This is a genomic window from Ruegeria sp. YTSA108 (assembly GCF_059610185.1).
The window spans coordinates 48,974-74,457 of sequence record NZ_JBXWND010000008.1; the positions used below are offsets into that span (position 1 = coordinate 48,974).

At 58.0% G+C, this 25,484-nt stretch carries 22 protein-coding genes and 1 pseudogene; 15 read left to right on the plus strand and 8 right to left on the minus strand.

All coding sequences use genetic code 11. From position 1 onward, the window contains the following. Positions 1–26: 26 nt before the first annotated feature. From ftsW to AC2FHW_RS12650, 15 genes are all read left to right on the plus strand, one after another. A complete protein-coding gene (gene ftsW / locus AC2FHW_RS12580; protein ID WP_142635039.1) occupies positions 27–1,190 on the plus strand; it encodes a putative lipid II flippase FtsW in 1,164 nt (387 codons plus the stop codon). Continuing rightward, positions 1,190–2,287 (plus strand): UDP-N-acetylglucosamine--N-acetylmuramyl-(pentapeptide) pyrophosphoryl-undecaprenol N-acetylglucosamine transferase, encoded by a 1,098-nt coding sequence (locus tag AC2FHW_RS12585; protein ID WP_271950286.1) that lies wholly within the window; start codon positions 1,190–1,192, stop codon positions 2,285–2,287. Before ftsW ends, AC2FHW_RS12585 begins: the two co-directional genes overlap by 1 nt. Beyond that, complete coding sequence (gene murC / locus AC2FHW_RS12590) at positions 2,284–3,681, plus strand: UDP-N-acetylmuramate--L-alanine ligase (RefSeq protein ID WP_142635035.1); 1,398 nt, start codon at positions 2,284–2,286, stop codon at positions 3,679–3,681. Before AC2FHW_RS12585 ends, murC begins: the two co-directional genes overlap by 4 nt. A 52-nt stretch (positions 3,682–3,733) precedes the next feature. Further along, a complete protein-coding gene (locus tag AC2FHW_RS12595; RefSeq protein WP_496689714.1) occupies positions 3,734–4,018 on the plus strand; it encodes a DUF2484 family protein in 285 nt (94 codons plus the stop codon). Next, positions 4,015–4,269 (plus strand): DUF2484 family protein, encoded by a 255-nt coding sequence (locus tag AC2FHW_RS12600; protein WP_142635031.1) that lies wholly within the window; start codon positions 4,015–4,017, stop codon positions 4,267–4,269. The genes AC2FHW_RS12595 and AC2FHW_RS12600 overlap by 4 nt, the downstream gene beginning before the upstream one ends. Positions 4,270–4,314: 45 nt before the next feature. Beyond that, positions 4,315–5,241 carry a UDP-N-acetylmuramate dehydrogenase gene (gene murB, locus AC2FHW_RS12605; RefSeq protein WP_271950283.1) on the plus strand — a complete coding sequence of 309 codons (927 nt, stop codon included), beginning with the start codon at positions 4,315–4,317 and terminating at the stop codon, positions 5,239–5,241. A 146-nt stretch (positions 5,242–5,387) separates the two neighbouring features. Then, entirely contained in the window at positions 5,388–6,266 is an 879-nt protein-coding gene (locus AC2FHW_RS12610; RefSeq protein WP_271950281.1) for a D-alanine--D-alanine ligase, read from the plus strand. Continuing rightward, a complete protein-coding gene (locus AC2FHW_RS12615) occupies positions 6,254–7,249 on the plus strand; it encodes a cell division protein FtsQ/DivIB (RefSeq protein ID WP_142635027.1) in 996 nt (331 codons plus the stop codon). The genes AC2FHW_RS12610 and AC2FHW_RS12615 overlap by 13 nt, the downstream gene beginning before the upstream one ends. An 8-nt stretch (positions 7,250–7,257) precedes the next feature. Further along, entirely contained in the window at positions 7,258–8,592 is a 1,335-nt protein-coding gene (ftsA, locus tag AC2FHW_RS12620) for a cell division protein FtsA (protein ID WP_142635187.1), read from the plus strand. Further along, a complete protein-coding gene (locus AC2FHW_RS12625) occupies positions 8,579–8,992 on the plus strand; it encodes a hypothetical protein (protein ID WP_496677587.1) in 414 nt (137 codons plus the stop codon). The genes ftsA and AC2FHW_RS12625 overlap by 14 nt, the downstream gene beginning before the upstream one ends. A gap of 348 nt (positions 8,993–9,340) precedes the next feature. Further along, positions 9,341–10,948, plus strand: a complete 1,608-nt coding sequence (ftsZ, locus tag AC2FHW_RS12630; RefSeq protein ID WP_496677586.1) for a cell division protein FtsZ — start codon at positions 9,341–9,343, stop codon at positions 10,946–10,948. 212 nt (positions 10,949–11,160) lie between these two features. Further along, on the plus strand, positions 11,161–12,081 hold the full coding sequence (gene lpxC, locus AC2FHW_RS12635; protein ID WP_185956629.1) for a UDP-3-O-acyl-N-acetylglucosamine deacetylase: 921 nt from the start codon (positions 11,161–11,163) through the stop codon (positions 12,079–12,081). A 126-nt stretch (positions 12,082–12,207) separates the two neighbouring features. After that, complete coding sequence (locus AC2FHW_RS12640) at positions 12,208–13,050, plus strand: outer membrane protein assembly factor BamD (RefSeq protein ID WP_142635022.1); 843 nt, start codon at positions 12,208–12,210, stop codon at positions 13,048–13,050. 35 nt (positions 13,051–13,085) lie between these two features. Next, positions 13,086–14,735: a DNA repair protein RecN gene (recN, locus tag AC2FHW_RS12645; protein ID WP_496708092.1), complete on the plus strand. Its 1,650-nt coding sequence runs from the start codon at positions 13,086–13,088 to the stop codon at positions 14,733–14,735. Between the two features lie 81 nt (positions 14,736–14,816). Beyond that, on the plus strand, positions 14,817–16,502 hold the full coding sequence (locus AC2FHW_RS12650; RefSeq protein WP_281972772.1) for a chloride channel protein: 1,686 nt from the start codon (positions 14,817–14,819) through the stop codon (positions 16,500–16,502). Positions 16,503–17,026: 524 nt separating this feature from the next. Here AC2FHW_RS12650 and AC2FHW_RS12655 read toward each other — a convergent pair. The 8 genes and pseudogenes from AC2FHW_RS12655 to AC2FHW_RS12690 form a co-directional block, all read right to left on the minus strand. Then, positions 17,027–17,914 (minus strand): branched-chain amino acid ABC transporter permease, encoded by an 888-nt coding sequence (locus AC2FHW_RS12655; RefSeq protein WP_142635016.1) that lies wholly within the window; start codon positions 17,912–17,914, stop codon positions 17,027–17,029. A 3-nt stretch (positions 17,915–17,917) separates the two neighbouring features. Beyond that, positions 17,918–18,631 (minus strand): ABC transporter ATP-binding protein, encoded by a 714-nt coding sequence (locus AC2FHW_RS12660; protein WP_142635014.1) that lies wholly within the window; start codon positions 18,629–18,631, stop codon positions 17,918–17,920. A gap of 12 nt (positions 18,632–18,643) precedes the next feature. Then, on the minus strand, positions 18,644–19,795 hold the full coding sequence (locus tag AC2FHW_RS12665; RefSeq protein ID WP_142635012.1) for an ABC transporter substrate-binding protein: 1,152 nt from the start codon (positions 19,793–19,795) through the stop codon (positions 18,644–18,646). Beyond that, complete coding sequence (locus AC2FHW_RS12670; protein WP_496822014.1) at positions 19,792–21,672, minus strand: branched-chain amino acid ABC transporter ATP-binding protein/permease; 1,881 nt, start codon at positions 21,670–21,672, stop codon at positions 19,792–19,794. The genes AC2FHW_RS12665 and AC2FHW_RS12670 overlap by 4 nt, the downstream gene beginning before the upstream one ends. After that, a complete protein-coding gene (locus AC2FHW_RS12675) occupies positions 21,669–22,439 on the minus strand; it encodes an N-formylglutamate amidohydrolase (RefSeq protein ID WP_185956628.1) in 771 nt (256 codons plus the stop codon). Before AC2FHW_RS12675 ends, AC2FHW_RS12670 begins: the two co-directional genes overlap by 4 nt. Further along, positions 22,436–23,205, minus strand: a pseudogene (locus tag AC2FHW_RS12680) (Rossmann-fold NAD(P)-binding domain-containing protein). Before AC2FHW_RS12680 ends, AC2FHW_RS12675 begins: the two are co-directional and overlap by 4 nt. After that, the gene (locus AC2FHW_RS12685) at positions 23,205–24,509 is read right to left on the minus strand and encodes a glutamine synthetase family protein (RefSeq protein WP_142635006.1); all 1,305 of its coding nucleotides are present in this window, start codon (positions 24,507–24,509) and stop codon (positions 23,205–23,207) included. Before AC2FHW_RS12685 ends, AC2FHW_RS12680 begins: the two are co-directional and overlap by 1 nt. After that, positions 24,506–25,354, minus strand: coding sequence for a MurR/RpiR family transcriptional regulator (locus AC2FHW_RS12690; protein WP_142635004.1), 849 nt, complete (start codon positions 25,352–25,354; stop codon positions 24,506–24,508). Before AC2FHW_RS12690 ends, AC2FHW_RS12685 begins: the two co-directional genes overlap by 4 nt. Positions 25,355–25,484: the final 130 nt, after the last annotated feature.

Sequence of the window (25,484 nt, forward strand, 5' to 3'; positions counted from 1 at the left end):
GACGAGGCAGATAGTGGCGGTATCTCATGACTGAGATGGTGTATGGCGCGGTTCAGGACCAGCGCGGAGAACCGATTCTACCAAAGTGGTGGCGGACGATTGATCGTTGGACGATGTCCTGCGTACTGATCCTGTTTGTCATCGGGCTGTTGCTGGGGCTGGCCTCATCGCCGCCGCTGGCTGGTCGCAACGGGTTCGACCCGTTCCATTACGTCGAACGCCAGGCGCTGTTCGGCGGATTGGCGCTTGTTGCGATGCTGCTGACCTCGATGATGTCGCCCACACTGGTTCGACGTCTGGCGGTGTTGGGGTTTCTTGCTGCTTTTGTCGCGCTGGTCTTCCTTCCCGTCTTTGGCACAGATTTTGGCAAAGGTGCGGTGCGCTGGTATTCGCTTGGCTTTGCCTCGCTGCAGCCGTCTGAATTTCTGAAACCCGGGTTTATCGTTGTGGCGGCCTGGTTGCTGGCCGCATCACAACAGATCAACGGCCCGCCCGGTCGGCTATGGTCTTTTGCGCTGTGCATGGCGATTGTCGCCATGTTGGTTATGCAGCCCGATTTTGGTCAGGCCTGCCTGATCCTGTTTGGCTGGGGCGTGATGTATTTCGTTGCCGGTGCGCCGATGTTGTTGCTGGTTGGTATGGCGGGGTTTGTCGTGCTAGGCGGTATGTTCGCCTATTCCAACTCGGAACATTTCGCCCGACGTATTGACGGATTTCTGAACCAAGAGGTCGATCCGACCACCCAGCTGGGCTATGCCACCAATGCGATCCGCGAGGGCGGGCTTTTCGGTGTCGGCGTGGGTGAAGGGCAGGTGAAATGGTCGCTGCCCGATGCCCATACGGATTTCATCATCGCTGTCGCGGCCGAGGAATATGGCCTGATCCTGGTGCTGATCATCATCGCGCTGTATTCCCTGATCGTCGTGCGGTCATTGCTGCGGCTGATGCGCGAGCGCGACATGTTCATCCGCCTGGCGGGCACCGGTCTGGCCTGCATGTTCGGGGTTCAGGCGATGATCAATATGGGCGTCGCCGTGCGCCTTTTGCCTGCCAAAGGCATGACTTTGCCGTTCGTTAGCTATGGTGGGTCCTCGCTGATTGCAGGTGGTATTGCAATCGGCATGCTTCTGGCGTTTACCCGCACCCGCCCACAGGGCGAACTTGGTGATATTCTACGCGGACGAGGCTGATGGGCAAACCCTACCTTCTGATTGCGGCTGGCGGGACCGGGGGCCACATGTTCCCGGCTCAGGCGCTAGCCGAGGCGATGCTGCACAGGGGCTGGCGTGTGCGCTTGTCCACCGATACGCGCGGCGCACGATATACGGGTGGCTTTCCGCATTCGACTGAAATTGTCGAGGCGTCCTCGGCAACCTTCGCTCGTGGCGGACTGGCCGCCAAACTGATGGTCGGTCCCAAGATCGCAGGTGGTGTCGCCGGTATGGCGTTTCAGATGCTGCGCGACCGACCGGACGTCGTGGTCGGCTTTGGCGGTTACCCCTCGATCCCAGCGCTGGGCGCTGCGACGATGTTGAAGATCCCGCGCATGATCCATGAGCAGAACGGCGTTTTGGGCCGCGTGAATCAGCTGTTTGCGACCCGCGTGGCGCAGGTGGCTTGTGGTGTCTGGCCGACTGATCTGCCGGACGGTGCAAAGGGCATACATACCGGCAACCCGGTTCGGGCCGCCGTGCTGGACCGGGCTGCGGCGGGCTATATCCCACCGGGCGATTACCCGATGTCGATCCTGGTGATGGGTGGCTCGCAAGGTGCGCGCATCCTAAGTCAGATTGTGCCCGAAGCGATTGCCGCGCTGCCTGATGAGATGCGCCGACATATTCGTGTCGCACATCAGGCCCGTGACGAAGACGGCGCCCGTGTTTCCGCGTTATATGACGACCACGGTATCCGTGCCGAAGTGAAACCGTTCTTTCAGGATGTGCCCCGTCGCATGTCTGATGCGCAGCTGGTGATATCACGCTCAGGCGCGTCAAGTGTGGCGGATATATCCGTCATCGGGCGGCCCTCGATCCTGATCCCGTATGCCGCCGCAGCGGGCGATCATCAGACCGCCAATGCACGCGGGCTGGTTCAGGCCGGAGGGGCAATCATGATCCCAGAGAACCTGCTTGACGTTCCTTCGCTGACACAGCAAATCACCGCAGTTCTGACAAACCCCGAAGCCGCGCAAAAGATGGCCCATGCCGCCTTATCGACCGGCGCACCGGACGCGACCGAGCGTTTGGTCGCCCAGGTCGAACAGTTGGCGCAGAAGGAGACCGCATGACCCCAGCAACCAAACTGCCGCAGGATGTCGGGCCGATCCATTTCGTGGGTATCGGCGGGATCGGGATGTCGGGCATTGCCGAGGTGCTTTTAAATCTGGGCTATCGGGTTCAAGGCTCGGACCTGAAGGCGTCGAAGATCACCGACCGTTTGGCGGGTCTGGGGGCCGAGATCTTTGTCGGTCAAAGTGCTGAAAACCTTGAGAACGCCGCCGTGGTTGTGGTGTCGACCGCGATCAAACCGGGCAACCCGGAGCTGGACGGCGCCCGTGCGCGCGGCCTGCCAGTGGTGCGCCGGGCCGATATGCTGGCCGAGCTGATGCGCCTGAAATCCAACATCGCCATTGCCGGAACCCATGGCAAAACCACCACCACCACGATGATGGCGGAACTGATGGTGGCGGGGGAGTTTGACCCGACCGTGATCAATGGCGGCATCATTCACGCTTATGGCTCGAACGCGCGGATGGGGCAGGGCGAATGGATGGTGGTCGAGGCGGACGAATCCGACGGCTCGTTCAACCGTCTGCCTGCGACCATTGCCATTGTCACCAATATCGACCCCGAGCACATGGAGCATTGGGGCGATTTCGACCAGCTGCGCGACGGGTTCTATGAATTTGTCTCGAACCTGCCGTTTTACGGGCTTGCCGTCTGCTGCACCGACCACGCCGAAGTGCAAACACTGGTGGGTCGCATCACAGACCGGCGCGTGCGGACTTATGGTTTCAACGCGCAGGCGGATGTGCGGGCCGAGAACCTGACCTATAAGGGCGGCGTCGCACATTTCGACATTCACCTGCAATACGAAGACAAGAGGATCGAGGGTTGCACCCTGCCGATGCCCGGCGACCACAACGTCTCGAACGCATTGTCGGCCGTCGCTGTTGCCCGCCATCTGGGCATGAAAGCCGCCGAAATCCGCGAAGCGTTGGCTCATTTCGGTGGCGTCAATCGTCGCTTTACCAAAGTGGGTGAGGTCGATGGCGTCACGATCATCGACGATTACGGTCACCACCCGGTTGAAATCGCAGCGGTTCTGAAAGCCGCACGCCAGGCCACCGAAGGCCGAGTGATAGCGGTCCATCAACCCCACAGGTATTCGCGTTTGTCTAATCTGTTCGATGATTTCTGTACCTGTTTCAATGACGCCGACGTTGTTGCCATCGCCGATATTTTCGCTGCCGGAGAGGACCCGATCGAAGGGGCGTCCCGCGATGACCTGGTTCAGGGGCTGATCCGGCATGGGCATCGACATGCCCGCGCTTTGATGGACGAATCCGATCTTGAACGCCTGGTTCGTGAACAGGCCCGCCCCGGAGACATGGTTGTCTGCCTTGGTGCCGGTACGATCAGCGCCTGGGCCAATGGCCTGCCTTCGCGCTTGCAGAAATAACAGGCGATGTGACGTAATGGACTCTTTTGTGGTGCAACCCTAAAGAGTGATCGTGCAACCGCAGAAAAAGCGGTCTCGGAGGCAAGATTTGGCGTATTCGGTATTATTTGCAGGGTTGTGGGTCATAGCATCGACTATCGTGGCCATGCTACCGATGCGCCTGCAATTTCCACCGGGGATTGTGTTGGTTATCGTTGCGCCGGCGCTGATTGTCTGGCTGGGTTACGATTTCGGCTGGTTCTTTTCGGTCCTGGGCTTTGCGGCTTTTGCATCCATGTTCCGAAACCCAATTCGCCACTATTGGCAACGTTGGACAGGCCGAGGGGACGACGAATGAATTGGTCCATTGCCCTTGCCGCCCTGTGGGGAGTTGTTGCGAATGTCCTGGCGATGATCCCCAGCAAGGATAATCACTGGACCCGCGCCTATTTCTTGATTGCTGCGGGTATTCCTATCGTTGGCTATGTCACGCTGCAGAACGGTCCGTGGATCGGGTTGATTGTTCTGGTTGCTGGGATCTCGGTACTGCGTTGGCCCGTGATTTATCTGGGCCGGTGGTTGCGTCGGATCCTGGGTGCCGCGCAATAGCGGATACAGCTTGCTTTGGCGGTTCGAATCCGCGAATTAGCGGCCATGACTTCTGTTCCCTCGCCACGCGGCAAGCTCACCCAGAACCGCCCGCTGAATGATCTGACCTGGTTGCGGGTCGGAGGACCGGCGGATTACCTCTTTCAACCCGCCGACCAGGAAGACCTGCAGCAGTTTCTGCGCGACTTGCCTGACGATATCACGGTTTTCCCGATGGGCGTCGGCTCAAACCTGATCGTCCGGGACGGTGGGCTGCGCGCCGTAGTGATCCGGTTGGGCCGGGGATTTAATGGCATCTCGATTGAGGGCAACATTGTCACCGCAGGCGCGGCAGCGCTGGATGCGCATGTGGCGCGCAAGGCAGCTGATGCGGGCGTGGACCTGACGTTTTTGCGAACCATTCCGGGGTCGATTGGCGGCGCTGTGCGGATGAATGCGGGATGTTATGGCAGCTATACGGCGGATGTTCTGTGCAAGGCGACGATCATTACGCGGCAAGGGCAGGTCGTCGATCTGACGCCCGAAGAACTGAATTTTCGCTATCGTCAGTCGGATCTGCCTGAGGGTGCGGTGCTGATCTCGGCCACGTTCGAAGGCCCCCTAGGTGATCCTGATGAACTGCATGCCCGCATGGACTCGCAGTTGAAAAAGCGGGATGAGACCCAGCCGACCAAAGATCGCAGCGCGGGCTCGACCTTTCGCAATCCGGCGGGATTTTCCTCAACCGGTCGCGCGGATGATGTGCATGACCTCAAGGCCTGGAAGGTGATCGACGACGCGGGAATGCGGGGCGTGATGCGGGGCGGGGCGCAGATGAGCCCCAAGCATTCCAATTTTCTGATCAACACCGGCTCTGCCACCGCTGCCGACCTCGAAGGGTTGGGCGAAGATGTGCGAAAAAAGGTTTACGAAACAAGCGGCATCACGCTAGAGTGGGAAATCATGCGGGTCGGTGATCCGCTGACAGATTAAAGCCCCGACCGTCAGACCCAAAACAGGCAAAATAGGGCGACGGATCAAAGGCATAAAGCAGGACGGACCACCACATAAGGTCCGCAGGATTTGAGGCGCACGACGTGGGTAGTTCGAGCAGGACAAACCCCAAAGTGGCGGTATTGATGGGTGGACCCTCGGCGGAACGTGAGGTGTCTCTCAGCTCTGGGCGCGAATGCGCGGCCGCCCTAAGGGGAGAAGGCTTTGAAGTGGTCGAACTGGACGCGGGTCCGGACCTCTATGTGCGCCTTTTGGATATCAAGCCGGATGTGGTCTTCAACGCTCTGCATGGTCGCTGGGGCGAGGATGGCTGCGTGCAGGGTCTGCTGGAGTGGTTGCGTATTCCCTATACTCATTCCGGTGTGCTGGCATCGGCGTTGGCCATGGACAAGCAGCGCAGCAAAGCGGCGTTCCGTATCGCGGGTCTGCCAGTCGCCGAAAGTGTGATCGAGGCCAAATCCGAAGTTGCCGCGCGTCACATGATGGAACCGCCCTATGTGGTAAAGCCCAACAACGAGGGTTCCAGCGTCGGGATTTATCTGGTGCATGAAGGCGCCAACACTCCACCGAAACTGGCAGACGACATGCCCGAACTGGTAATGGTCGAACAATATGTGGCTGGCCGCGAGTTGACCGTCACAGTCATGGGCGACCGCGCTTTGACCGTGACAGAAATCATGACGGATGGCTGGTACGATTACGATGCCAAGTACAAGCCGGGTGGGTCGTGGCATGTGCTGCCTGCTGAAATCCCGCAGGACATTTTTGACCTTTGTATGGGCTTTGCCAAACAGGCGCATGATCTGTTGGGTTGCAAAGGCGTCAGCCGCACAGATTTTCGGTGGGATGACAGCAAGGGCGCAGAGGGCTTGTTCCTGCTGGAAACCAACACCCAGCCAGGAATGACGCCGACGTCACTGGCTCCGGAACAGGGCGCGCATTGCGGGATAACCTTCGGCCTGTTTTGCGCATGGATGGTGGAGGACGCATCATGCGACCGCTGACAGCCACCCGTGCGCCGGTTATCCACCGGTCAAAGCCACTTGCTGGTCCGGATGCCGATTTCGCTTCGGGGGACCGCAACAATGTAGAACCCAAGTTCCGCCTGCGGCGGCTTTGGGGGCGTAAGTCATCGGCGTTTGATCCGGCGCCGTCCCGCCTAAGCTATCGGTTGCAGCGCTGGATGTTGACGCCTGGTGTTCGCCGTGGCCTGAAATACGGGCTGCCGGTCTTCGCTGTGTGTGCTGCGCTTGGCGGGTATTTCAGCTCTCAGGACCGGCGCGAAGCGATTGTGGCTCATGTCCATGATGTGAAAATCTCGATCCAGCAGCGACCAGAATTCATGGTCAACCTGATGGCGATTGATGGGGCGGGAACCAACCTTTCGGAAGACATTCGTGAAGTGGTGCCGCTGGACTTCCCAATCAGTTCCTGGGACCTGGATGTCGAACAGATGCGCGAAACGATCACAGGGCTGGATCCGGTTAAATCCGCCTCTGTGCGCATCCGTCCCGGAGGTATCCTGCAGGTGGATGTTGTCGAACGGCAGCCCGCCATTGTCTGGCGTACCCGTCGAGGGGTCGAATTGCTGGATGAAACCGGCGCGCATGTTGAAATCATCGCATCGCGGCAGGATCACTCCAATCTGCCACTGATCGCGGGTGAGGGCGCGGATTCCTATGTACCCGAAGCGCTGCAACTGACGGCCACAGCCAGCAGTCTTGGCAATCGGGTGCGCGGTCTGGTGCGAATTGGCGAACGTCGCTGGGATCTGGTTCTGGATCGCGGTCAGCGCATCATGTTGCCGACGGAACGGCCAGTGCGCGCATTAGAACGCGTGTTGGCCGTGAACGAGGTTCAGGATCTTCTGGAACGCGATGTGGCCGTGGTGGATATGCGCCTGGGTCAGCGACCAACAATCCGAATGACCAAAGCCGCCAGCGAAGACTGGTGGAATACAAAAGTAGATGTGAGTAGCGGGCAGTAACGACAATGATGACCGATCTTTATCAGTCCCAACGGGCCATGCGGCAAATGCGCAGGCAGGCGATGCAACGCGGCGTTGTCGCTATTCTGGATGTCGGGAGCTCTAAGATTTCCTGCCTTGTGCTGCGGTTCGACGGCGCCGGACGTTTGCACGAGGACAGTGGCATCGGGTCTTTGGCCGGACAATCCGGGTTTCGGGTGATCGGTGCCGCGACCACGCGTTCCCGTGGTGTGCAATTTGGCGAAGTCACTGCGATGCAGGAGACCGAGCGCGCCATTCGAACCGCGCTTCAAGCCGCGCAGAAAATGGCAGATATCCGTGTCGACCATGTGATCGCCTGTTTCTCAGGGGCAAACCCGCGGTCCTATGGTTTGGATGCCCAGGTGGATCTGGAAGGTCAGCTGGTAACCGAGGCCGAAGTCGGCCGGGTTCTGAATGCCTGTGACGTGCCCGACTATGGTGTGGGTCGCGAAGTCCTACATGCTCAGCCGGTGAATTTTGCGCTGGATAACCGATCGGGCCTGATCGACCCAAGGGGTCAGATGGGGCAATCGCTGGCCGTCGATATGCACATGCTGACCGTGGACGCGGTTGCAATCCAGAATATCGTGCGCTGTATCAAGCGTTGCGATCTCGAATTGGCCGGTATCGCGAATTCGGCCTATGTCTCGGGTATTTCGGCGCTGGTTGAGGATGAACAGGAACTGGGTGCGGCCTGTATCGACATGGGCGGTGGCACCACCAGCGTGTCAATATTCATGAAGAAACACATGATCTATGCCGATTGCGTGCGCATGGGTGGGGATCATGTGACCAGTGACATCTCGATGGGGCTGGGCGTTCCGGCCTCTGTTGCCGAACGGATCAAGACATTCAATGGCGGCGTTCACGCGACCGGCGCGGATGACCGCGACCTGATCGACATTGGCGGTGATACCGGCGATTGGGAACATGACCGCCGTACTGTCAGCCGGGCAGAGTTGATAGGTATCATGCGTCCACGTGTCGAAGAAATCCTGGAGGAAGTGCGTGTACGGCTGGATGCGGCTGGCTTTGAGCACATGCCCAGTCAGCAGATCGTCCTGACCGGAGGCGGCAGCCAAATCATGGGGCTGGACGGGTTGGCCTCTCGTATTCTGGGGCAGCGTGTTCGCCTTGGTCGCCCGCTGCGGGTCCATGGGTTGCCGCAATCGGCCACAGGGCCGGGGTTCTCTTCGGTTGTGGGGCTAAGCCTGTTTGCAGCCAACCCACAGGATGAATGGTGGGATTTTGAAATCCCCGTAGACACCTATTCCGCACGCCCGTTCAAGCGCGCTGTGCGGTGGTTCCGTGACAACTGGTAAAGCCGCGATCGCGGCGCTGGTCATGGCTGTGCCGTCAGCGATAGAGGCTCAGACCCGTATCACACCCGAAGCCTTCCTGGGGGCCGTTCAAGGAAAGACCGTAAAGTTTCACGTCTATGACAGCGGTATACTGGTCGGCACCGAAGAGTTCCTGAGCCCGACTCTCTCGGTCTGGCGTATGGAGGGCAAGGGTTGTGTGTACGGGAAAATTACAACTCCTAATGGGCAGATTTGCTTTCTGTACGACGATGACGAGGATGGTCTGCCAGTTTGCTGGTGGCCGTTTTTGTATGAAGACCAGTTGATGGTGCGAATGGTCGGTTTCTCCAGGACAGAAATTCAAGAGGTCAGGGACATTTCTGAGAAAGGTCTTAACTGCCCAAGTGCCCCAATTAGCTAAAGAAATATCTTGCAGGGGCTGTCAAAATCCCGCAAGATATCCACAGGGCCCGTCAGAGGCCTTGCGAGAGGGCTTGAGCAGTTTTCCGCAGACAGAATGTGAATGAATTGCAAGTGACGCGCCCGTCAACAGTGGCGCGAGCGTCGCATGTTTTGTGGTGCTTTGAGATAATTCCGCAACATCTGGCAATCTCTGCCAAATACTGTTTCCAGGTGCCTTATTTCCTCCATATTTTGTGGATTTTCGCGATTTTTGGCGTGACGTTTGCCGTTTGGATCGGTAGGATTGTTAGTGGATAGGTAAGAAAAACACCGCGTTGGCGGGTTATATAAACAGGCGGACAGAAGCATGACATTGAATCTTTCGATGCCCGGGCACGACGAGCTGAAGCCTCGGATTACAGTTTTTGGCGTTGGCGGAGCGGGCGGTAACGCCGTCAACAACATGATTGAAAAACAGTTGGACGGTGTCGATTTTGTCGTTGCCAACACCGATGCCCAGGCGCTGCAGCAAAGCCAGTCTTCGTCACGAGTTCAACTGGGCGTGAAAGTCACCGAAGGTCTGGGTGCGGGCGCGCGTCCGACAGTGGGTGCGGCAGCTGCCGAAGAAAGCATCGAGCAGATTGTAGACCATCTGGCAGGCGCGCATATGTGCTTCATCACGGCCGGTATGGGCGGTGGCACCGGCACGGGTGCCGCACCGATCATCGCGCAGGCAGCGCGTGAATTGGGTGTTTTGACCGTCGGTGTTGTGACCAAGCCTTTCCAGTTCGAAGGCGCCAAGCGGATGCGTCAGGCCGAAGACGGTGTTGAAGCCTTGCAGCGCGTAGTCGACACGCTGATCATCATTCCAAACCAGAACCTGTTCCGTCTGGCCAACGAAAAGACCACGTTTACCGAGGCGTTTTCGATGGCGGATGACGTTCTGTATCAGGGTGTCAAAGGCGTGACCGACCTGATGGTGCGTCCGGGCCTGATCAACCTCGACTTCGCGGATGTTCGCGCCGTTATGGACGAGATGGGCAAGGCGATGATGGGCACGGGCGAAGCCACCGGCGAAGATCGCGCCGTACAGGCCGCCGAGAAGGCCATCGCGAACCCGCTGTTGGATGAAATCAGCCTCAAGGGCGCCAAGGGCGTTCTGATCAACATCACCGGCAGCCACGACCTGACCCTGTTCGAACTGGACGAAGCCGCAAACCGTATCCGTGAGGAAGTGGATCCTGAGGCGAATATCATCGTCGGCTCCACGCTGGACACCGCAATGGAAGGCGGCATGCGCGTTTCGGTTGTGGCAACAGGTATCGACGCCAGCGAAAAGCAGGATGATGTGCCTGTCGCGCGTCGTTCGATGTCGGCACCGCTGACCCGTTCGGTTTCTGCAGAGGAAGCGGCCCTGGAAGAAATGTCAGTGGCGGCAAGCGCCGAACCTGAACCTCAGCCCGAACCAACGCGTGAACCTTCGCTGTTTGAGGCAACTGAAGAGCCGATGGAACCGCAGTTCCAACCGCGCGCAGAACAGGATGATGACGGCCTGCCACCCCCGGCTTATCAGCCGCGCGTGGCCGAATTCGAGCCGACTCCCGAGCCGGTCGAATACGCCCCAGAAAGCTTTGTCGCACCTCAGCCGCAAGCACCCGCAGGATCGCCATCACCCGAAGCTCTGAGGCGCTTGCAGGCAGCCGTCCAGAATGTACCTCCGGCTGAAAGAGGTCATCCTGCGCCTCGGCCACAGGAGGTCTCCGATAATCATGGGGATGCCGACCGCCCGCGATTTGGTTTTAACCGCCTGATTGATCGCATGACCGGCCACGCAGCCGATACTCCGGCGCAGCAACCGGCCCGCCAGCAGCCGGTATTGCGCCAATCTGACGCTACGGCACCTGCACATGTCGAGGACGACCCGGAGCAGGATCGGATCGAAATACCGGCCTTCCTTCGCCGTCAAGCCAACTGATCGCGGTAACAATATACTAAAGAGGGGCTGCCATTTAGCGGCCCTTTCTTATTTTAAAACAGTGCATTATCCCTATGTGAGCAGGGTTTTGCCGACCTGTCACATTCATGTTTCATTCGGTTGCAAAGAGTGAGTTGAGCCTTTTGACCTGCTTCCTTAGTTGAATGCCAACACGGCCATCACAGGTCGGACGCCACTCACCGAGGTCACACTTGCAACATACGCTCAAATCTCCGATCACGTTTACAGGCCTCGGGCTGCACAGCGGTAAGCCTGCGACGATGATCCTGAAGCCGGCTGCTGCTGGCCACGGCATCTGGTTCAAACGGACGGATATCGAGCTGGGCAATGCGTTGATCCCTGCAATCTACGATGTGGTCGATCGTACCCCGCTTTGTACCCGACTGGTCAATGAAGCGGGCGTTACGGTTTCCACCGTCGAGCATATCATGGCAGCTTTGGCTGGATGCGGTGTCCACAATGCGCTGATCGAGATTGATGGCCCCGAGGTGCCGATCATGGACGGGTCTTCGATTGAATTCGTTCGTGGCATCATGTTGAAAGGCGTGCGTCGTCAGGCAAGCCCGGTCCTGGCCTATGAGGTTCTTAAACCTGTGACCGCAACCCGTGAGGGTGCCAGTGCTTCGATTGCGCCTGCGGACGGTTTGATTATCGATTTTCATATCGATTTTGAAGACAGCGCCATTGGTCGTCAGACTAAGACGCTGGATATGTGCAATGGCTCTTTTGCACGCGAGCTTAGTGATTGCCGGACATTCTGCCGTCGTACCGACGTCGAAGCAATGCGCGAGAACGGCTTGGCTCTTGGCGGCACGCTTGAAAATGCTGTGGTCGTTCAGGGCGACGAAGTTCTGACCCCGGGTGGCCTTCGCCACGCAGACGAGGCAGTGCGTCACAAGATGCTAGATGCTCTGGGTGATTTGTATTTGGCGGGTGGACCGATTCTGGGTCATTTCACCGGCGACAAGTCTGGTCATGCGATGACAAACACGCTGCTGCGCAAGCTGTTTGAAACGCCCGGTGCTGTGCGTCCGATCCTGTGTACCCCCGAACAGGCCGCGCGTCTGCCCGGACAGGGTCTGGTCTGGGACGAAATCCCCGAAGTCGCCTGATTGGTTCCACTCTGCTGACAAATCCGCCAAAGGGCCTACTAAGGCGTTTTGCACTGGAATTTTATGTGCTAGACCAAGGCCCAAACCGGGGTATTCCCATTAAGCAAGACGACAAGGATTGGCGGAATGATAGGCACCAAAGCGGCGGTCAGATTCGCAGGGGCGGTACTTCTGACAGCAGTTTTGACAGCGTGCAACAGCGGGGGCGCTGACCGCAATCAGAACCTAGAAGGGTTCACCCCCGAACAGATTTTCACGCGTGGGGAATTTGAGCTGTCGGAGAATCGTTCCGACGATGCGGCGTGGTACTTCTCCGAGGTTGAACGTCTTTACCCTTACTCTGACTGGGCAAAGCGCGCGCTGATCATGCAGGCGTTTTCGTACCATGCAGATGAGAATTACGAAGAAAGCCGTGCAGCAGCACAGCGCTATATAGATTTCTATCCAACCGACGAAGATGCGGCCTATGCCCAATATCTGTTGGCACTCAGCTATTACGACCAGATTGACGAGGTGGGCCGCGATCAGGGCCTGACGTTCCAGGCGCTTCAGTCATTGCGCACGGTGATCGAGGTCTATCCGGACAGCGAATATGCCACCTCCGCCGTGCTGAAATTCGATCTGGCCTTTGACCATCTGGCTGGCAAAGAAATGGAGATCGGACGTTATTATCTGCGTCAGGATCACTATACTGCCGCGATCAACCGGTTCCGCGTTGTGGTAGAGGATTTTCAGACAACTTCGCACACCGCCGAAGCGCTCTATCGCCTGATCGAGGCATATCTCTCGCTGGGTCTGGTGGATGAGGCGCAATCGGCCGGTGCAATTCTGGGTTACAACTACCAATCCTCGGAATGGTATGACGCTGGCTATAAGCTGCTGACCTCTCGCGGGCTGAAACTCAAAAGCCGCGGCAACAACTGGCTCAGCACGATTTATCGCCAGACCGTCAAAGGTCAGTGGTTGTAATCGTCATGGCAAAAGGCGTGGGACGCTGAGACCCGATGCTGCGCGCCCTTGATATCCGCGATATGCTGATCATCGACCGGTTGGAACTGACGTTCCAGCCGGGATTGAACGCGTTGACCGGCGAGACCGGCGCGGGCAAGTCGATCCTACTGGATTCGCTTGGGTTCGTTCTGGGCTGGCGCGGGCGGGCAGAGCTGGTGCGTCAGGGGGCCGCTCAGGGCGAAGTTGTGGCCGAGTTCGAGCTGCACGAAAAACACCCCGCACATGCGATTTTGGCCGAAGCCGGATTGCCCGGAGGCGAAGAGCTGATCCTGCGCCGCGTGAACACAGCCGAGGGCCGGAAAACCGCATGGGTCAATGACCGGCGTTGCTCGGGCGAGGTGCTGCGGGCCTTGTCGGAAACCCTGGTGGAACTGCATGGCCAGCACGATGATCGCGGCCTGCTGAACCCACGTGGCCACCGCGCGATGCTGGATGATTTTGCCGGGGCAGGGGGGCAACTGGCCACTGTGCGCTCTGCATGGTCCGAGATGTCGCGTGCGCGCAAGCTTTTGTCTGAGGTCGAATCTGCCTTGGCTGCCATGCGGGCAGAGGAAGAATTTCTGCGCCATGCGGTCACTGAGCTTGATAAGCTTGATCCGCAGCCCGGCGAGGATGCCGAACTGGATGCAAGGCGCCGCATGATGCAGGGGGCAGAGCGGATTCGCGATGACGTCGCCCGTGCCTATGACTTGCTTGGCAGTGATGGGGCCGAGGGCGCGATGTCTGATGCTCTGCGCTGGCTGGAAGGCGTGTCCGATAATGCAGGCGGGCAGTTGGAAGAGCCTGTTGCCGCACTGGGGCGTGCACTTGTCGAATTGGGCGAGGCGCAAGATGGCGTTAATGCCAGTCTTCAGGCGCTGGACTTCAATCCAGCTGAATTGGAGGCAGTCGAGGAACGGCTTTTCGCCATTCGTGCGTTGGCCCGCAAGCATGACGTTGCCCCGGACGACTTGGGCGGGTTCGCGGAGACCTTGCGTGAGCGGCTGAACCGTTTGGATGCTGGTGACGCTGATCTGGCCGACAGGCGCGTTGCGGTTGAGACTGCGCAGGCAGTTTATCACAAGGCTGCGGAGGCACTCAGCAGCCTGCGCCAACGGGCAGCGGGTGAACTTGACACCGCTGTGATGGCCGAGCTTGCACCGCTGAAAATGGAACGCGCTGTGTTCCAGACCGAGATCACCCCGTCCGATCCCGGCCCCGAAGGTGCGGATGCTGTGGCGTTCACCGTTGCCACCAACCCCGGTGCACCGTCTGGACCGTTAAACAAAATCGCCTCGGGCGGTGAACTGAGCCGCTTCTTGCTGGCGCTCAAGGTCTGTCTGACCGGCGATGACAGCGTGCGCACGATGATCTTTGATGAGATCGACAGGGGTGTTGGCGGCGCGACTGCGGACGCCGTCGGCAGGCGTCTGGCATCGCTGGCACAGGGCGGGCAGGTATTGGTCGTGACGCATTCCCCGCAGGTCGCCGCACGTGCCGCCTATCACTGGCGTGTTCAGAAACATGTGACCGATGGGCAAACTCTGTCGACCGTGGTGCCTTTGGCCCAGGCCGACCGGGTGGACGAGATCGCCAGGATGGTCGCCGGAGACACGATCACGGACGAAGCGCGCGCCGCTGCCCGTGCTCTTCTGGACGCATAGGCCCTCACAGACGCGCGATCCGGCTTTTAACCGTGCCCTCCGTGGCTTAGTAAGGGGTGTATTCTGATCCCCCGAGGGCAAATGACCCAGTCAACCCGCACCGTTCTGCGCAACCAGCTCAATCAGGCTCTGGCCGCGATGAAGGACGCGTGGCGGGTGATGCGCAGGCGCGGGCCCAGCCAAATTCAGTTCTGGTTCATCGCGCTGGCGATTGGGATTGCCGCAGGCTTTATGGCATTGGGATTTCGTAAGGCAATTCAGGCATTGCAGGCCTATGTCTACGACACCGGGGATATCTCGTTACTGCACAGCCATGTGGAAAAGCTACCCTGGTTCCTGATCCTGATCACACCGATCATCGGCGGTCTTATCGTTGGCATCATCCTGCACCGGTATACCGATGACGGGCGCGTGCGTTCAGTTGCCGATGTAATCGAAGGCGCTGCCCTCACCGATGGTCGGGTCGAAGGCAAGGCGGGTATCGCGTCTTTTTTCTCCTCGCTGATTACGCTCAGCACAGGTGGATCTACGGGTCGAGAAGGGCCGGTTGTGCATATGGCAGGCGTGATCTCGACCTGGGTCAGTAATCGTATCCATGCCGACGGAATTACCGGGCGTGATTTGCTGGGATGTGCAGTGGCGGCGGCGGTTTCGGCCAGTTTCAACTCACCCATTGCCGGTGCTCTGTTCGCGCTTGAGGTGGTGCTGCGCCATTTCGCGGTGCATGCTTTTGCGCCCATCGTTATCGCTTCGGTCGCCGGGACGGTGATTAACCGGCTGGAATACGGCGACGTGACCGAATTCACGCTGGATACGCCCGGATCCCTGCAATTCTATGTCGAGCTGCCCGCGTTTCTGATCCTTGGGTTGATCTGCGGGTTGGTGGCCTTGCTTCTGATGCGGTCGATCTTCTTTGCAGAAGATATTGGCAATCACATTCAAAGCCGGCTGTCCTTGCCCGGATGGCTGCGTCCTGCTGTATCAGGCGCAATGTTGGGACTGATCGCGATCTGGTTTCCCCACATCATCGGCGTTGGATACGAAACCACGATCCGGGCTCTGGCCGGAGATTTGGTTCTGACAACCGCCATCCTGTTCGCAATCATCAAAACTGTGGCTGTTGCGATCACGATGGGGGGACGTATGGGTGGCGGTGTGTTTTCACCCTCGCTGATGATAGGTGCGTTAACCGGGTTGGCATTCGGGTTGATTGCAACGGGTTTGCTGCCCGATGTATCGGGTACCCATACCCTTTATGCATTTGCCGGGATGGGCGCGGTGGCCGCTGCCGTGCTTGGTGCCCCGATTTCGACCACGATGATTGTCTTTGAACTGACCGGAGATTGGCAGATCGGTCTGGCGGTGATGGTGTCGGTTTCAATGTCCACGGCGCTGGCTTCGCGCCTCGTGGATCGATCCTTCTTCCTGACCCAACTGGAACGGCGCAATGTGCATCTGGCCGCGGGGCCACAGGCCTATCTTCTGGCGATGTTGCGCGCAGGCGCAGTGATGCGACCGCTTGGCGATGCACGTTCAATCACCCGGGAAGAAGCACAGGTTTTGATTGATCAGGGTCTTTTTGTTCAAGCAAGCGCTACGCTTGAGGCGGCGATGCCGTTCTTCGACCGAGACGAAATCCTCTGCATACCGGTGGTGGTGAGCGGTGATGACGGAGCTGAGACGCCAGTCGGTACGCTCTACCATATTGATGCGCTAAAGGCCTATAACCGCGCGTTGGCAGCCACGGCTGCAGAAGAACATTCATAACAGGGGCCCCTGGAACATTGGTCCTTGTCAATCTTGTTCCTTGAAACAGGCGAGGCATTAACGCGATACGATCTTTGGATCTGCACTTGCCGGGCGTGGCCAGTCGAAATCCAGAGGCTCATATGTTCGATCTGACAAGCTGTGCAGAACTGAGCTTTCTAGCTGAAAAACATCAGGCCTTGGAGTGCTGGTGAAGGACTAACTTTACCTCACTGACGCTCTGGAATTTGTGGAACGACGCGCAACTTTGAGCCGTCGACAGCTTCCCAGAATCTTTTCGAGCTAGCGGGTCATGCAATATTGGCCGTAACATCGAGGAATTCTGATCTATTGCGGACTCTTGTCGGTATCTGGCCAAAAAACGGCTGTGCGGCGTAGCCCAGTTCCGCTGCGGCTGCACCAATGTCTGATTTTGAAAGTTAGATTCAATTTCCGCAGAATCCGATTTGCACACTCTTTGTCTGTCATCGCGCTCTGAGGGCAACAATCCGAGCGAGTGATGAACTATGCGCCAACACCGCTCCTTACGATCTGTTGGCATTCGCCGCTGGAAGGAGGCCATCCGGGCGTAACAGCAACAACAAGATGACTGAGGCCAGAACCATTGCATCCCGGTATGGGGCCAGACTGTCTGGCAGGAAAGCCTGTAGCAGAACCTCCAGCCCGCCGACGATGAACCCACCAAGGACAGCGCCGCCCAAGCTGCCCAAACCCCCAAGTACGGTCGCAATGAAGGCCTTGAGAACGGGGAAAAATCCCATCAGTGGATCCACTGACCCGCGTTGTGCCGTCCAGATGACAGCGGCAATACCCGCAAGTAGCCCTGACAGGGCAAAAGCCACAGCAACGACCCGGTTGGCCTTGATACCCAGCAGTTTGAGCATCTCGATATCTTCGGCAGCGGCGCGCATGGCCATGCCAATCGTTGTGCGCCGCAACACGAATGTCAGGCCTGCAAGGGCTGAAAATGTTACGATGATTGATACGGTCGGGATAATGCCAAATGTCGTCTGGCCGATATGATAGGTGCCAGACCATGACGCTGGAAAAGAGATCGGGACGGGTCTGGCGGAAATTCCGTTCTGGAACAGAACTTTGAGGATCTCGGATACCGCGAAAGATGTGATCAAAAGTGCAACGACATCCGCGCCGCGCATGGCGCGAAACGCTGTACGCTCCATTGCCATGGCCATGAACACAGAAGCGCCAAGCCCGACAACAAGAGCGGCGATCGGCGGCAGGCCAAAGCTCATGGCCAGAAAGATGCCATAGCCCCCGAACGTCATGATTTCGCCATGCGCGAAATTGATCAATCGCACAATAGAGAACACAATCGCCAGCCCCAGGGCCAGCATCGCATAAATTCCCCCAAGGCTAAGCGCGTTGATCATTTGTTGAAGAAGAACTTCCATCGCTCAAGCCGCCAGATATGCGGATTGCAAGACCGCGTCATTTGCTAGTTCCGACGGTGCACCGGCAGCGGCAACAGCGCCATTCGCCAGCACGACAGCATGATCGGCAATGTCCAGGGCAAGAGCCGCGTTTTGCTCGACCAGAAGCACTGAAATACCGTCGGCTTTCAATTCTTCTACGATGTCGAAAATCTGATCCACGACCTGCGGCGCAAGACCAAGCGACGGTTCGTCCAGCAACAGCAAGCGCGGTCCGCTCATCAAGGCACGTCCCACCGCCAGCATCTGTTGTTCGCCCCCCGACAAAAGCCCCGCCATCTGACGGCGGCGTTCGCCCAGGATCGGGAAACGCTCTTTCATCTCGGCCAAACGTTTGGCGCTGAGCTTCTCGTCGCCCAGAATTGATCCGGCCAGCAAAAGATTTTCTTCGACCGTCAGCTGCGCAAACACGCGGCGTCCTTCCGGTGAGATGGCCACACCCGCCCGCACAATGGCGTCGGGTTTGGCCCCTGTCATATCCTTGCCAAAAAGGGAAACAGCGCCCGATACCACGGGCAAAGCACCTGCGATGGCCATGACCGTCGTTGTCTTGCCTGCGCCATTGGCCCCTAAAAGCGCCGTTATGCCGCCTTTGGGGACGATCAGGTCAATGCCCTGAACCGCGCGGATTGGGCCATAGCGGACGTGCAAGCCTTGGATATCGAGTGCTGTTTCCATTGGGTTCAGACCTTACGGCTGTGGCAGGATTGCGGGATCAGCTGAGGTGCGCAGGACAAACTCTTTTTCGCCTGCATCGGTAATCCGCGCGACCACAACATCACGCAGAGGCATCCGGTCGGTCCCCGCGAAAGTGAAGTTGGACATGATACCCTCACCATTCTCAATGCCGGCCATTGCGGCAGTCACGGCAGCAGGGTCTGTCGTGCCAGCCGCTGCGACAGCATCCTCGATCATATGCGCAATATCGCAGCCATTGACGTAGTAATTGTTGTCAGGCGTGATCCCCTTTGCAGCAGAGAATCGAGCGATGAAATCGGCATAGGCAGAGCCTTCGTCTGGGAAGCCACCAGATGTATGCGCTACGCCTGTGACGACATCACCAAGGCCGCGTACGGTTGGTGAATCGAGTACGTCACCTCCCATCACCTGGGTATCAACCCCGGCACCGCGCAGCGCACGGATGAAGGCCGGGAAATCAGGCTCCCAAGCCCATGTGACGATCACATCCGGGGTGGTATCCGCATTCTTGATGGTCGTCACGATGGCAGAAAAGTCCGGCTGGTTCAGCGAATAGTTGCTTTCCCCGACAACGGCACCACCAAGCGATGTGAAGGCCTCGCCAAAGTACTCGGGCCCACCCAATGTGTAGGCACTGTCTGGGGATTTCACGAGCCAGACACGTTCGAACCCTTGCTCGCGTGCGTGGCCTGCCAGTACGGCGGCCTGTTGGTTGTCCGCAGGGTAACTGCCAAAGACATGTTCACCGACTTGCGTCAGAACCGGGGCTGTTCCGGCAAAGGTCATTGTTGGGATGCTGTCAGCCGCTGTGATCTGGGCCGCGGCGATTGTCGGATCGGCATCGGCTGACGCCACGATGAACTGCGCGCCGTCATCGATCATTTCCTGTACGACTTTAACGCCTTCGGCGATGTCAGACCGGGTGTCGCGCACGATCAGCTCAACCGGTGTTGTGCCGTTCAGGCCCCCCTTGGCGTTCATTTCGTCAATGCAGAACTGGAACCCGGCATAGGCGGGTCCATCATAGGGGGCCAGATAGCCCGATTGCGCGGACATTACGCCGATTTTATAACTCTCAGCCATCGCTGTTCCAGCCAGGCCGGTGATAACTGCTGTTGAAAGAAGAAGGGCATTACGTATCATTTTATTGCTACCTCTGTTGGTTGACTTCGGTTGGTTTCGCTAATTTCTGCTTTTTGGGCTGTGCGCCCTTTGCCGATGTAAGCCTCGATGACTTTGGGATTTGCGCGCACGTCTTCAGGCGTGCCTTGCGCGATGACGCCACCTTGGTGCATCACCACGATCCAGTCCGACAGGCGGTTCACGAACCTCAGGTCATGATCGATCAGAAGGACACCGATGCCGCGTGTTTTGCCGACCTTAATCAGCCGATCAGCCAGGTCATCTGTTTCGCCGGGATTCATGCCAGCGGCCGGTTCATCCAGTAAAAGAATCTTCGGGTCTTGTGCCAAAGCGCGGGCGATTTCCAGGCGCTTGCGGGCACCATATGGCAGGCTGTCGGCGCGATACCCGGCGACTTCCCCAAGATCAAAGGCATCCAGTTCACGCAGCGTGATAGCCGCGGCAGTCTTGCGGTCGTGACCTGCGGCCAAAGCGGCAACAAGAACATTTTCGTAGGCTGTCAGACCGCTGAACAGGCGCAAGTTTTGGAAGCTACGCGAGACACCAAAGCCTGGCACTTTGTGATGCGAGACACGGGTCAAATCAACCTCGCCCATATGCGCAGAACCGGTGTCCGCCTGATAGGCGCGTGTCAGCAAGTTAACAAGCGTGGACTTGCCAGCACCGTTGGGGCCAATCAGGCCAGTGATGCGCCCAGTCGGAGCTTCGAAACTGACGTCTCTTACGGCTTTGACGCCTGCGAAACTTTTTGACAGGTTTGATGCTTTCAGCGTGGCTGGGACGACGGACTCGGGCGTGCGCGCAGGAGTTACTCGGGGCTTCAGGCGCCCGAGCAGATTTGCATCGGCGCCAGGGCCAAGTTCAAAGCCTCCGACCAGACCCTGAGGTCGCGCCCAGATCACCAGCAGGATGGCAAGCCCCAGGACAATCGTCGTCAGGCCAAAGACCTCGGGCAAGGTGATGCCAAGCACAGTTGAGCCGCCTTCGAACTGGCGCACAGTGTCCTGCAGCAGCGTCACCGCGATCACCCCGACCACTGCGCCGCCAACCGATGACATTCCACCGACAATCATCATGACCACTTGCGCAAAGACGAGCCCAAGGTAGAAGGATGCGGGTGAAAATGCCCCCAGCATATGCCCATAAAGTGCACCCGCGACTGTCGCCATGGTACCAGAGGCACACCAAGCAATGAATCTTGTGCGTCGGGCATTGATGCCAAGTGCTGTTGCGGCATCCTCATCGTCACGGGCCGCGCGGGAAAACAGACCCAAACGGCTTTCGCGATACCAACGGGCCAGCAGGATTGCACCCGTGGCCGCGCCGAGGGCCAGAACCAGGTCTGTCACCCTTGGCACACCGTAAAACGTCTGGCTGCCGCGTGTGATCTCGCGTGCGGCGATGGCCACGCCATGGGCGATGATCAGCAGGCCAAGCGTGGCAATCGTGGCAGACGCACCCACAAGCCGAGCGATGGCGCTTCCGGTTAGGGCTGCAAAGGCAAGTCCCGCAAGGGCGACCACCGGCAGCGACACCCAGATCGTTACTTCATGGCCTGCCAGAAATGACGGAAGATCCGGCAGGGCAGAACGTTGAAGAGCAGCAGGCATGGTGAGAATGCCTGACAGATAAGCGCCTAGCGCCAAAAACGCGCCATGCCCGAAAGACACAATGCCCGTGTTGCCGCAATAAACCGCAAGGGCCACTACAGCGACCACATTGACACACATCTGTACAGCAATCCGCTCGCCAGTGCGTCCAAAAATCAACGTCAGCCCAAGCACCACAGCCAGCAGCACAGCAACCGCCGCCGCCGTCCGGAGAAAGTTGGACGCCCGCAAGCGTCCGGGATGTGTATGAAGGGGGACGATGCTCATGAGGGAATGTCCCCTACTGCTGTAAGGATTGCGTCTGCCAGCAGATCCGCCCACAGCCCGACTTGCGATTGTTCGCGGATTTGATCGTTTCGAATTTCAATCAGGCAATGCACGAGCTCACGGGGTTCTGCATGCGCTGGAATAAACCAATCGCCCTCAGTTTCGATCTGATAGGGCTTGTTCAACGCAAAGGCCATGTCAGGGCGGCGCTGCGCGATATGTGCCATCAATGCTTTGGCAGCACCGCCTGTTCCGCGGCTTAAAAAGCCTGCCTGCCAAGGCCGGTCCTTGCCATCGAGATGCGGTGTAAAGGAATGGATCGAAAACGCGGCACGACGCGGACGGTTGGCAAAGAGCCGATTCAACTCTGCATCCATAGGTCGAAAGATTTCATCGACACGCATGGCCCGGCTCAATTCGGTGATCGCGCTGTTACCCGGCACCTCAACCTGGTCGCTGATCGCAGGGACCGCCAAGGGGCTGTCAGGGGGACGGTTACAGTCAAATACCAGCCGTGAGTAATTTTGGACGACGAGAGGCGCGTTCAACTGTTCAGCCAACTGGCGCGCTACATCCTGAGCACCAATGTCCCAGCCGCGGTGGCTTTCAATGACGTCGCGGGAGACTCCCAAATCTCCAAGCATCTCGGGGACTGCATTGCCTGCATGCTCACACAGCAGCACGATCTCCGACGTGCTATCTGCATTAACGACGTCAATCGGCGCAGGATCGTTCGGCCCCAATAAGGTATGAGTACACAAATTCATGCAGCTTGGACCGCACGGTGTGTGCATCGTCTTATCATACCGAGCAGATCCTTGGGGTCGTGCGGGTCGGCAACCAGATCCAGCATTTCGCTTGGGGCGCCGTCAGTCGCTTTTTGGTGCAGCCAGCGCGTGGCCGAGAAATCCTCGACCACAAAGCCAACACCATCAAAAACCGTGATCTGATCTTCGGAGGTTCGTCCCTTTTTAGAACCGGTTAGAACCTGCCACAGTTCGTTGACCGCGTGATCCGGGTCGAGTTGCTGGATATCGCCCTTGATGCGCGTCTGTTTTGGGTACTCTACAGAAATGTCATTGCGCATCAGAATATCCCGTTGCCGATACTCGCATCGGTTTTAGCTGATTTGGGGGCCAGTATACGCGTCACCATCGCCGATGTTGCCACCGTGCGAAGCGCCGTCAGAAGGGTCATTTCAGAAAAGGGCTGTGGATAGACGGTATCAACAGAGGCCAGCACACCAACGGCGGTTAGGGTTTGCAGGCCGACCTTGGTGTTCGATCGGTGCCCGTTCGCGGACTTGAAGGTGTGATCCACACCATCAGAGGTTGGCATCAGTTCAATCACACCCGCCTTAGAATGGGACGCAACGCGCGGTGTTTTGTCAAATACCGGCCAGCGTTTGAAATCGGCTTCGATCATATTGGCCAATCCTGCAAGGCAGTCCCGTAGGCCATGCTTATGGACCAGGGCCCGCATGTTTTCGACGCTGACAAATGGAACCAATGCTCTGTCAGAGGGCGCGCTCATCAGTATGTTCCTTCATACGCGGCGCATTTTTGTGCTGTGTCCATGTCTTTTACCGCGTCGATTTCTGCAGCCTTATGGGCGGCGTAGACGCTCGCGAAATCTGGTCCGAACCAACCGGTGACTGTCGTATCCGCCTGAAACGCCTCAAGGGCGGCCTCAAGCGTTTCGGGCAGGCGCACAAAACCACGCGCCGTGAGATCGTCCGCTGACAGAAGTGACAGGTCTTCCTCGGTCGGCGCAGGCGCTTTCAGCCCATCTTCGATCCCCTGAACACCAGCATGTACAACAGCGGCCAAAGCCAGGTAAGGCGACGCCGCTGCATCCGCCGCGCGGTATTCAATGTTGAATTGTCTGGCGATTGAAGCGGGGTCCTTTGCCGTCACAGGGCAGACCCTTAACGAGGCCTCGCGGTCTCGGAACCCGAGATTGTTATACGCAGCCGACCACCGGTGCGGAGTAAGGCGTTCGTATGACACGACAGACGGTGCTGTCAGCGCTAAAATGTTAGGAAGGTATTTTAGCACGCCAGCAGCGAACCCATCAGTAAGTCTGGACATCCCGCAGGGGCCGCTTGCATCAAATGTGACCGGCTCACCGGCATCGTCGACAAAGCTCATGTGGATATGAACGCCATTGCCGACGCTCGCCACATCGCGGATTGGCGTAAAGGTTGCAGCCTCACCCAGGTGACGCGCTGCCGAGCGAGTAAGCTCGCGCAGGATTACTGCCGCATCTGCCGAGCGCACACCTTTGGCAGGGCCGATAACGACCTCGTATTGATTGGGGCCGAATTCCTTCATGATACTGTCTGGCTCGAGCCCGTTTTCGGCGAGTGTCGCCATCAGCACTTCGCAAAGCTTCCGCTGAATCTCGAACCCTTCGCGTCCGTATCCCTGGTTTTCCACCGCCGGTGGGCTTTTCAGTTGAAACTCGTGCTCGAACGCCGAGATCAGATGAACGCCCGCCACATCATGCAGGCGCTTCAGCGCGGATTTGAGGATAGCGCGCGTACAAAAGGCCCAAGGATCCCCGTCAAGCGTGACGACATCGCCCATCAGGAAATGCTCGGTCACATCTCCAAATGTCGCCCGGGCCTCTGCGTTTGCATCGGGAATCAAAAGCAAATCACCTAGTGCGCCGAACGGGCTGTCAGCGATTATGTCGAAACAGGTGATCTGCACATTGGTAGGGGTCCAGCCGACCCCCCGCACCAGCCGTTTTTCCAACTGATCAGCGGGAAAGGCTTTGCCGCGCACCTTTCCGGCAACATCGGATATGGCAGCAAAAATTAGCGGCAGGGTCATTTTTCATTTTCCTCTTGAGTAAAGCGCAAAGCATCCCAGGCCTTGATGCGGTCTCGGGTCTGTTCCCAGTTGTCCTCGGCAATCCGCGTCACGATGGCCTCGGTCACCGAGAGTGCCGCCGAGTAAGTATCCCACAAGGTGCCGCTATCAATTGGCACCGGCATGACCTCATGGGCGTGTTTGGCAATCGGTGAAATCCATTTGTCCGTCATCAGGATCACACGGGCATTCCGATCGCGTGAGGCAACAAGCGACAGCTGCTCCAGCGCCGGTTGGTAGCGGCGAAAATCAACAGCATAAAGGATATCCCCGGGCCGCATCCGCAACAGATATTCTGGCCAGCCTTCAGGCGTATCAGGCAGATGAAACACATCCTTGCGGATCTGACGCAGGTGGAACGAAAGATGCTTGGCGATCGTATCGCTGATCCGGCCACCCAGCACGTAAACGCTGCGTTTCGGGTCGGTCAGAAGGGCGCAGATCTGGTTAAACTGATCTTCGGTGATCGCATCAGCCGCCATGGCCATCTGGCTGGCCGATTTGGAAATAAAGTCCTTCAGATATCCCCCATGAACGGGCCGTTCCGCCTGGTGGAGTTGAACCGGCGAGCGGTGCCCTTCTTTCAATTCCGCGATAAGATCACGTTGGAAATCCTGATATCCATCAAGTCCAATCTTGGTAACAAACCGTGAGATTGAAGGCGGTGACACCTCGGCGTGTTTTGCCAGCTCCTGGATCGAGGAAAGGCCAGCAAATGGGTAATCCGACAGGATAGCTGCAGCAAGTTTGCGCTCTCCGCTGGTTAGCATATCGGCTGCGTTTTCGATGCGGTCTCTGATCAACATGCGCTATATGGTGGTGGAAAAATATTTTCTGTCAATCTAAATTGAATTGACTTTGGAATTTTATTTTCTTTTAGTATGGACGTCATGATCCCCCTCATTCATAAAATTAGACCTCTTGGGCATACATTTG

Coding starts and splice junctions, on each gene's coding strand:
- ftsW (WP_142635039.1), top strand. CDS start 27: ATGACTGAGATGGTGTATGGCGCGGTTCAGGACCAGCGCGGAGAACCG.
- AC2FHW_RS12585 (WP_271950286.1), top strand. CDS start 1,190: ATGGGCAAACCCTACCTTCTGATTGCGGCTGGCGGGACCGGGGGCCAC.
- murC (WP_142635035.1), top strand. CDS start 2,284: ATGACCCCAGCAACCAAACTGCCGCAGGATGTCGGGCCGATCCATTTC.
- AC2FHW_RS12600 (WP_142635031.1), top strand. CDS start 4,015: ATGAATTGGTCCATTGCCCTTGCCGCCCTGTGGGGAGTTGTTGCGAAT.
- murB (WP_271950283.1), top strand. CDS start 4,315: ATGACTTCTGTTCCCTCGCCACGCGGCAAGCTCACCCAGAACCGCCCG.
- AC2FHW_RS12610 (WP_271950281.1), top strand. CDS start 5,388: ATGGGTGGACCCTCGGCGGAACGTGAGGTGTCTCTCAGCTCTGGGCGC.
- AC2FHW_RS12615 (WP_142635027.1), top strand. CDS start 6,254: ATGCGACCGCTGACAGCCACCCGTGCGCCGGTTATCCACCGGTCAAAG.
- ftsA (WP_142635187.1), top strand. CDS start 7,258: ATGACCGATCTTTATCAGTCCCAACGGGCCATGCGGCAAATGCGCAGG.
- ftsZ (WP_496677586.1), top strand. CDS start 9,341: ATGACATTGAATCTTTCGATGCCCGGGCACGACGAGCTGAAGCCTCGG.
- AC2FHW_RS12640 (WP_142635022.1), top strand. CDS start 12,208: ATGATAGGCACCAAAGCGGCGGTCAGATTCGCAGGGGCGGTACTTCTG.
- recN (WP_496708092.1), top strand. CDS start 13,086: ATGCTGCGCGCCCTTGATATCCGCGATATGCTGATCATCGACCGGTTG.
- AC2FHW_RS12650 (WP_281972772.1), top strand. CDS start 14,817: ATGACCCAGTCAACCCGCACCGTTCTGCGCAACCAGCTCAATCAGGCT.
- AC2FHW_RS12655 (WP_142635016.1), bottom strand. CDS start 17,914: ATGGAAGTTCTTCTTCAACAAATGATCAACGCGCTTAGCCTTGGGGGA.
- AC2FHW_RS12660 (WP_142635014.1), bottom strand. CDS start 18,631: ATGGAAACAGCACTCGATATCCAAGGCTTGCACGTCCGCTATGGCCCA.
- AC2FHW_RS12665 (WP_142635012.1), bottom strand. CDS start 19,795: ATGATACGTAATGCCCTTCTTCTTTCAACAGCAGTTATCACCGGCCTG.
- AC2FHW_RS12670 (WP_496822014.1), bottom strand. CDS start 21,672: ATGAGCATCGTCCCCCTTCATACACATCCCGGACGCTTGCGGGCGTCC.
- AC2FHW_RS12675 (WP_185956628.1), bottom strand. CDS start 22,439: ATGAATTTGTGTACTCATACCTTATTGGGGCCGAACGATCCTGCGCCG.
- AC2FHW_RS12685 (WP_142635006.1), bottom strand. CDS start 24,509: ATGACCCTGCCGCTAATTTTTGCTGCCATATCCGATGTTGCCGGAAAG.
- AC2FHW_RS12690 (WP_142635004.1), bottom strand. CDS start 25,354: ATGTTGATCAGAGACCGCATCGAAAACGCAGCCGATATGCTAACCAGC.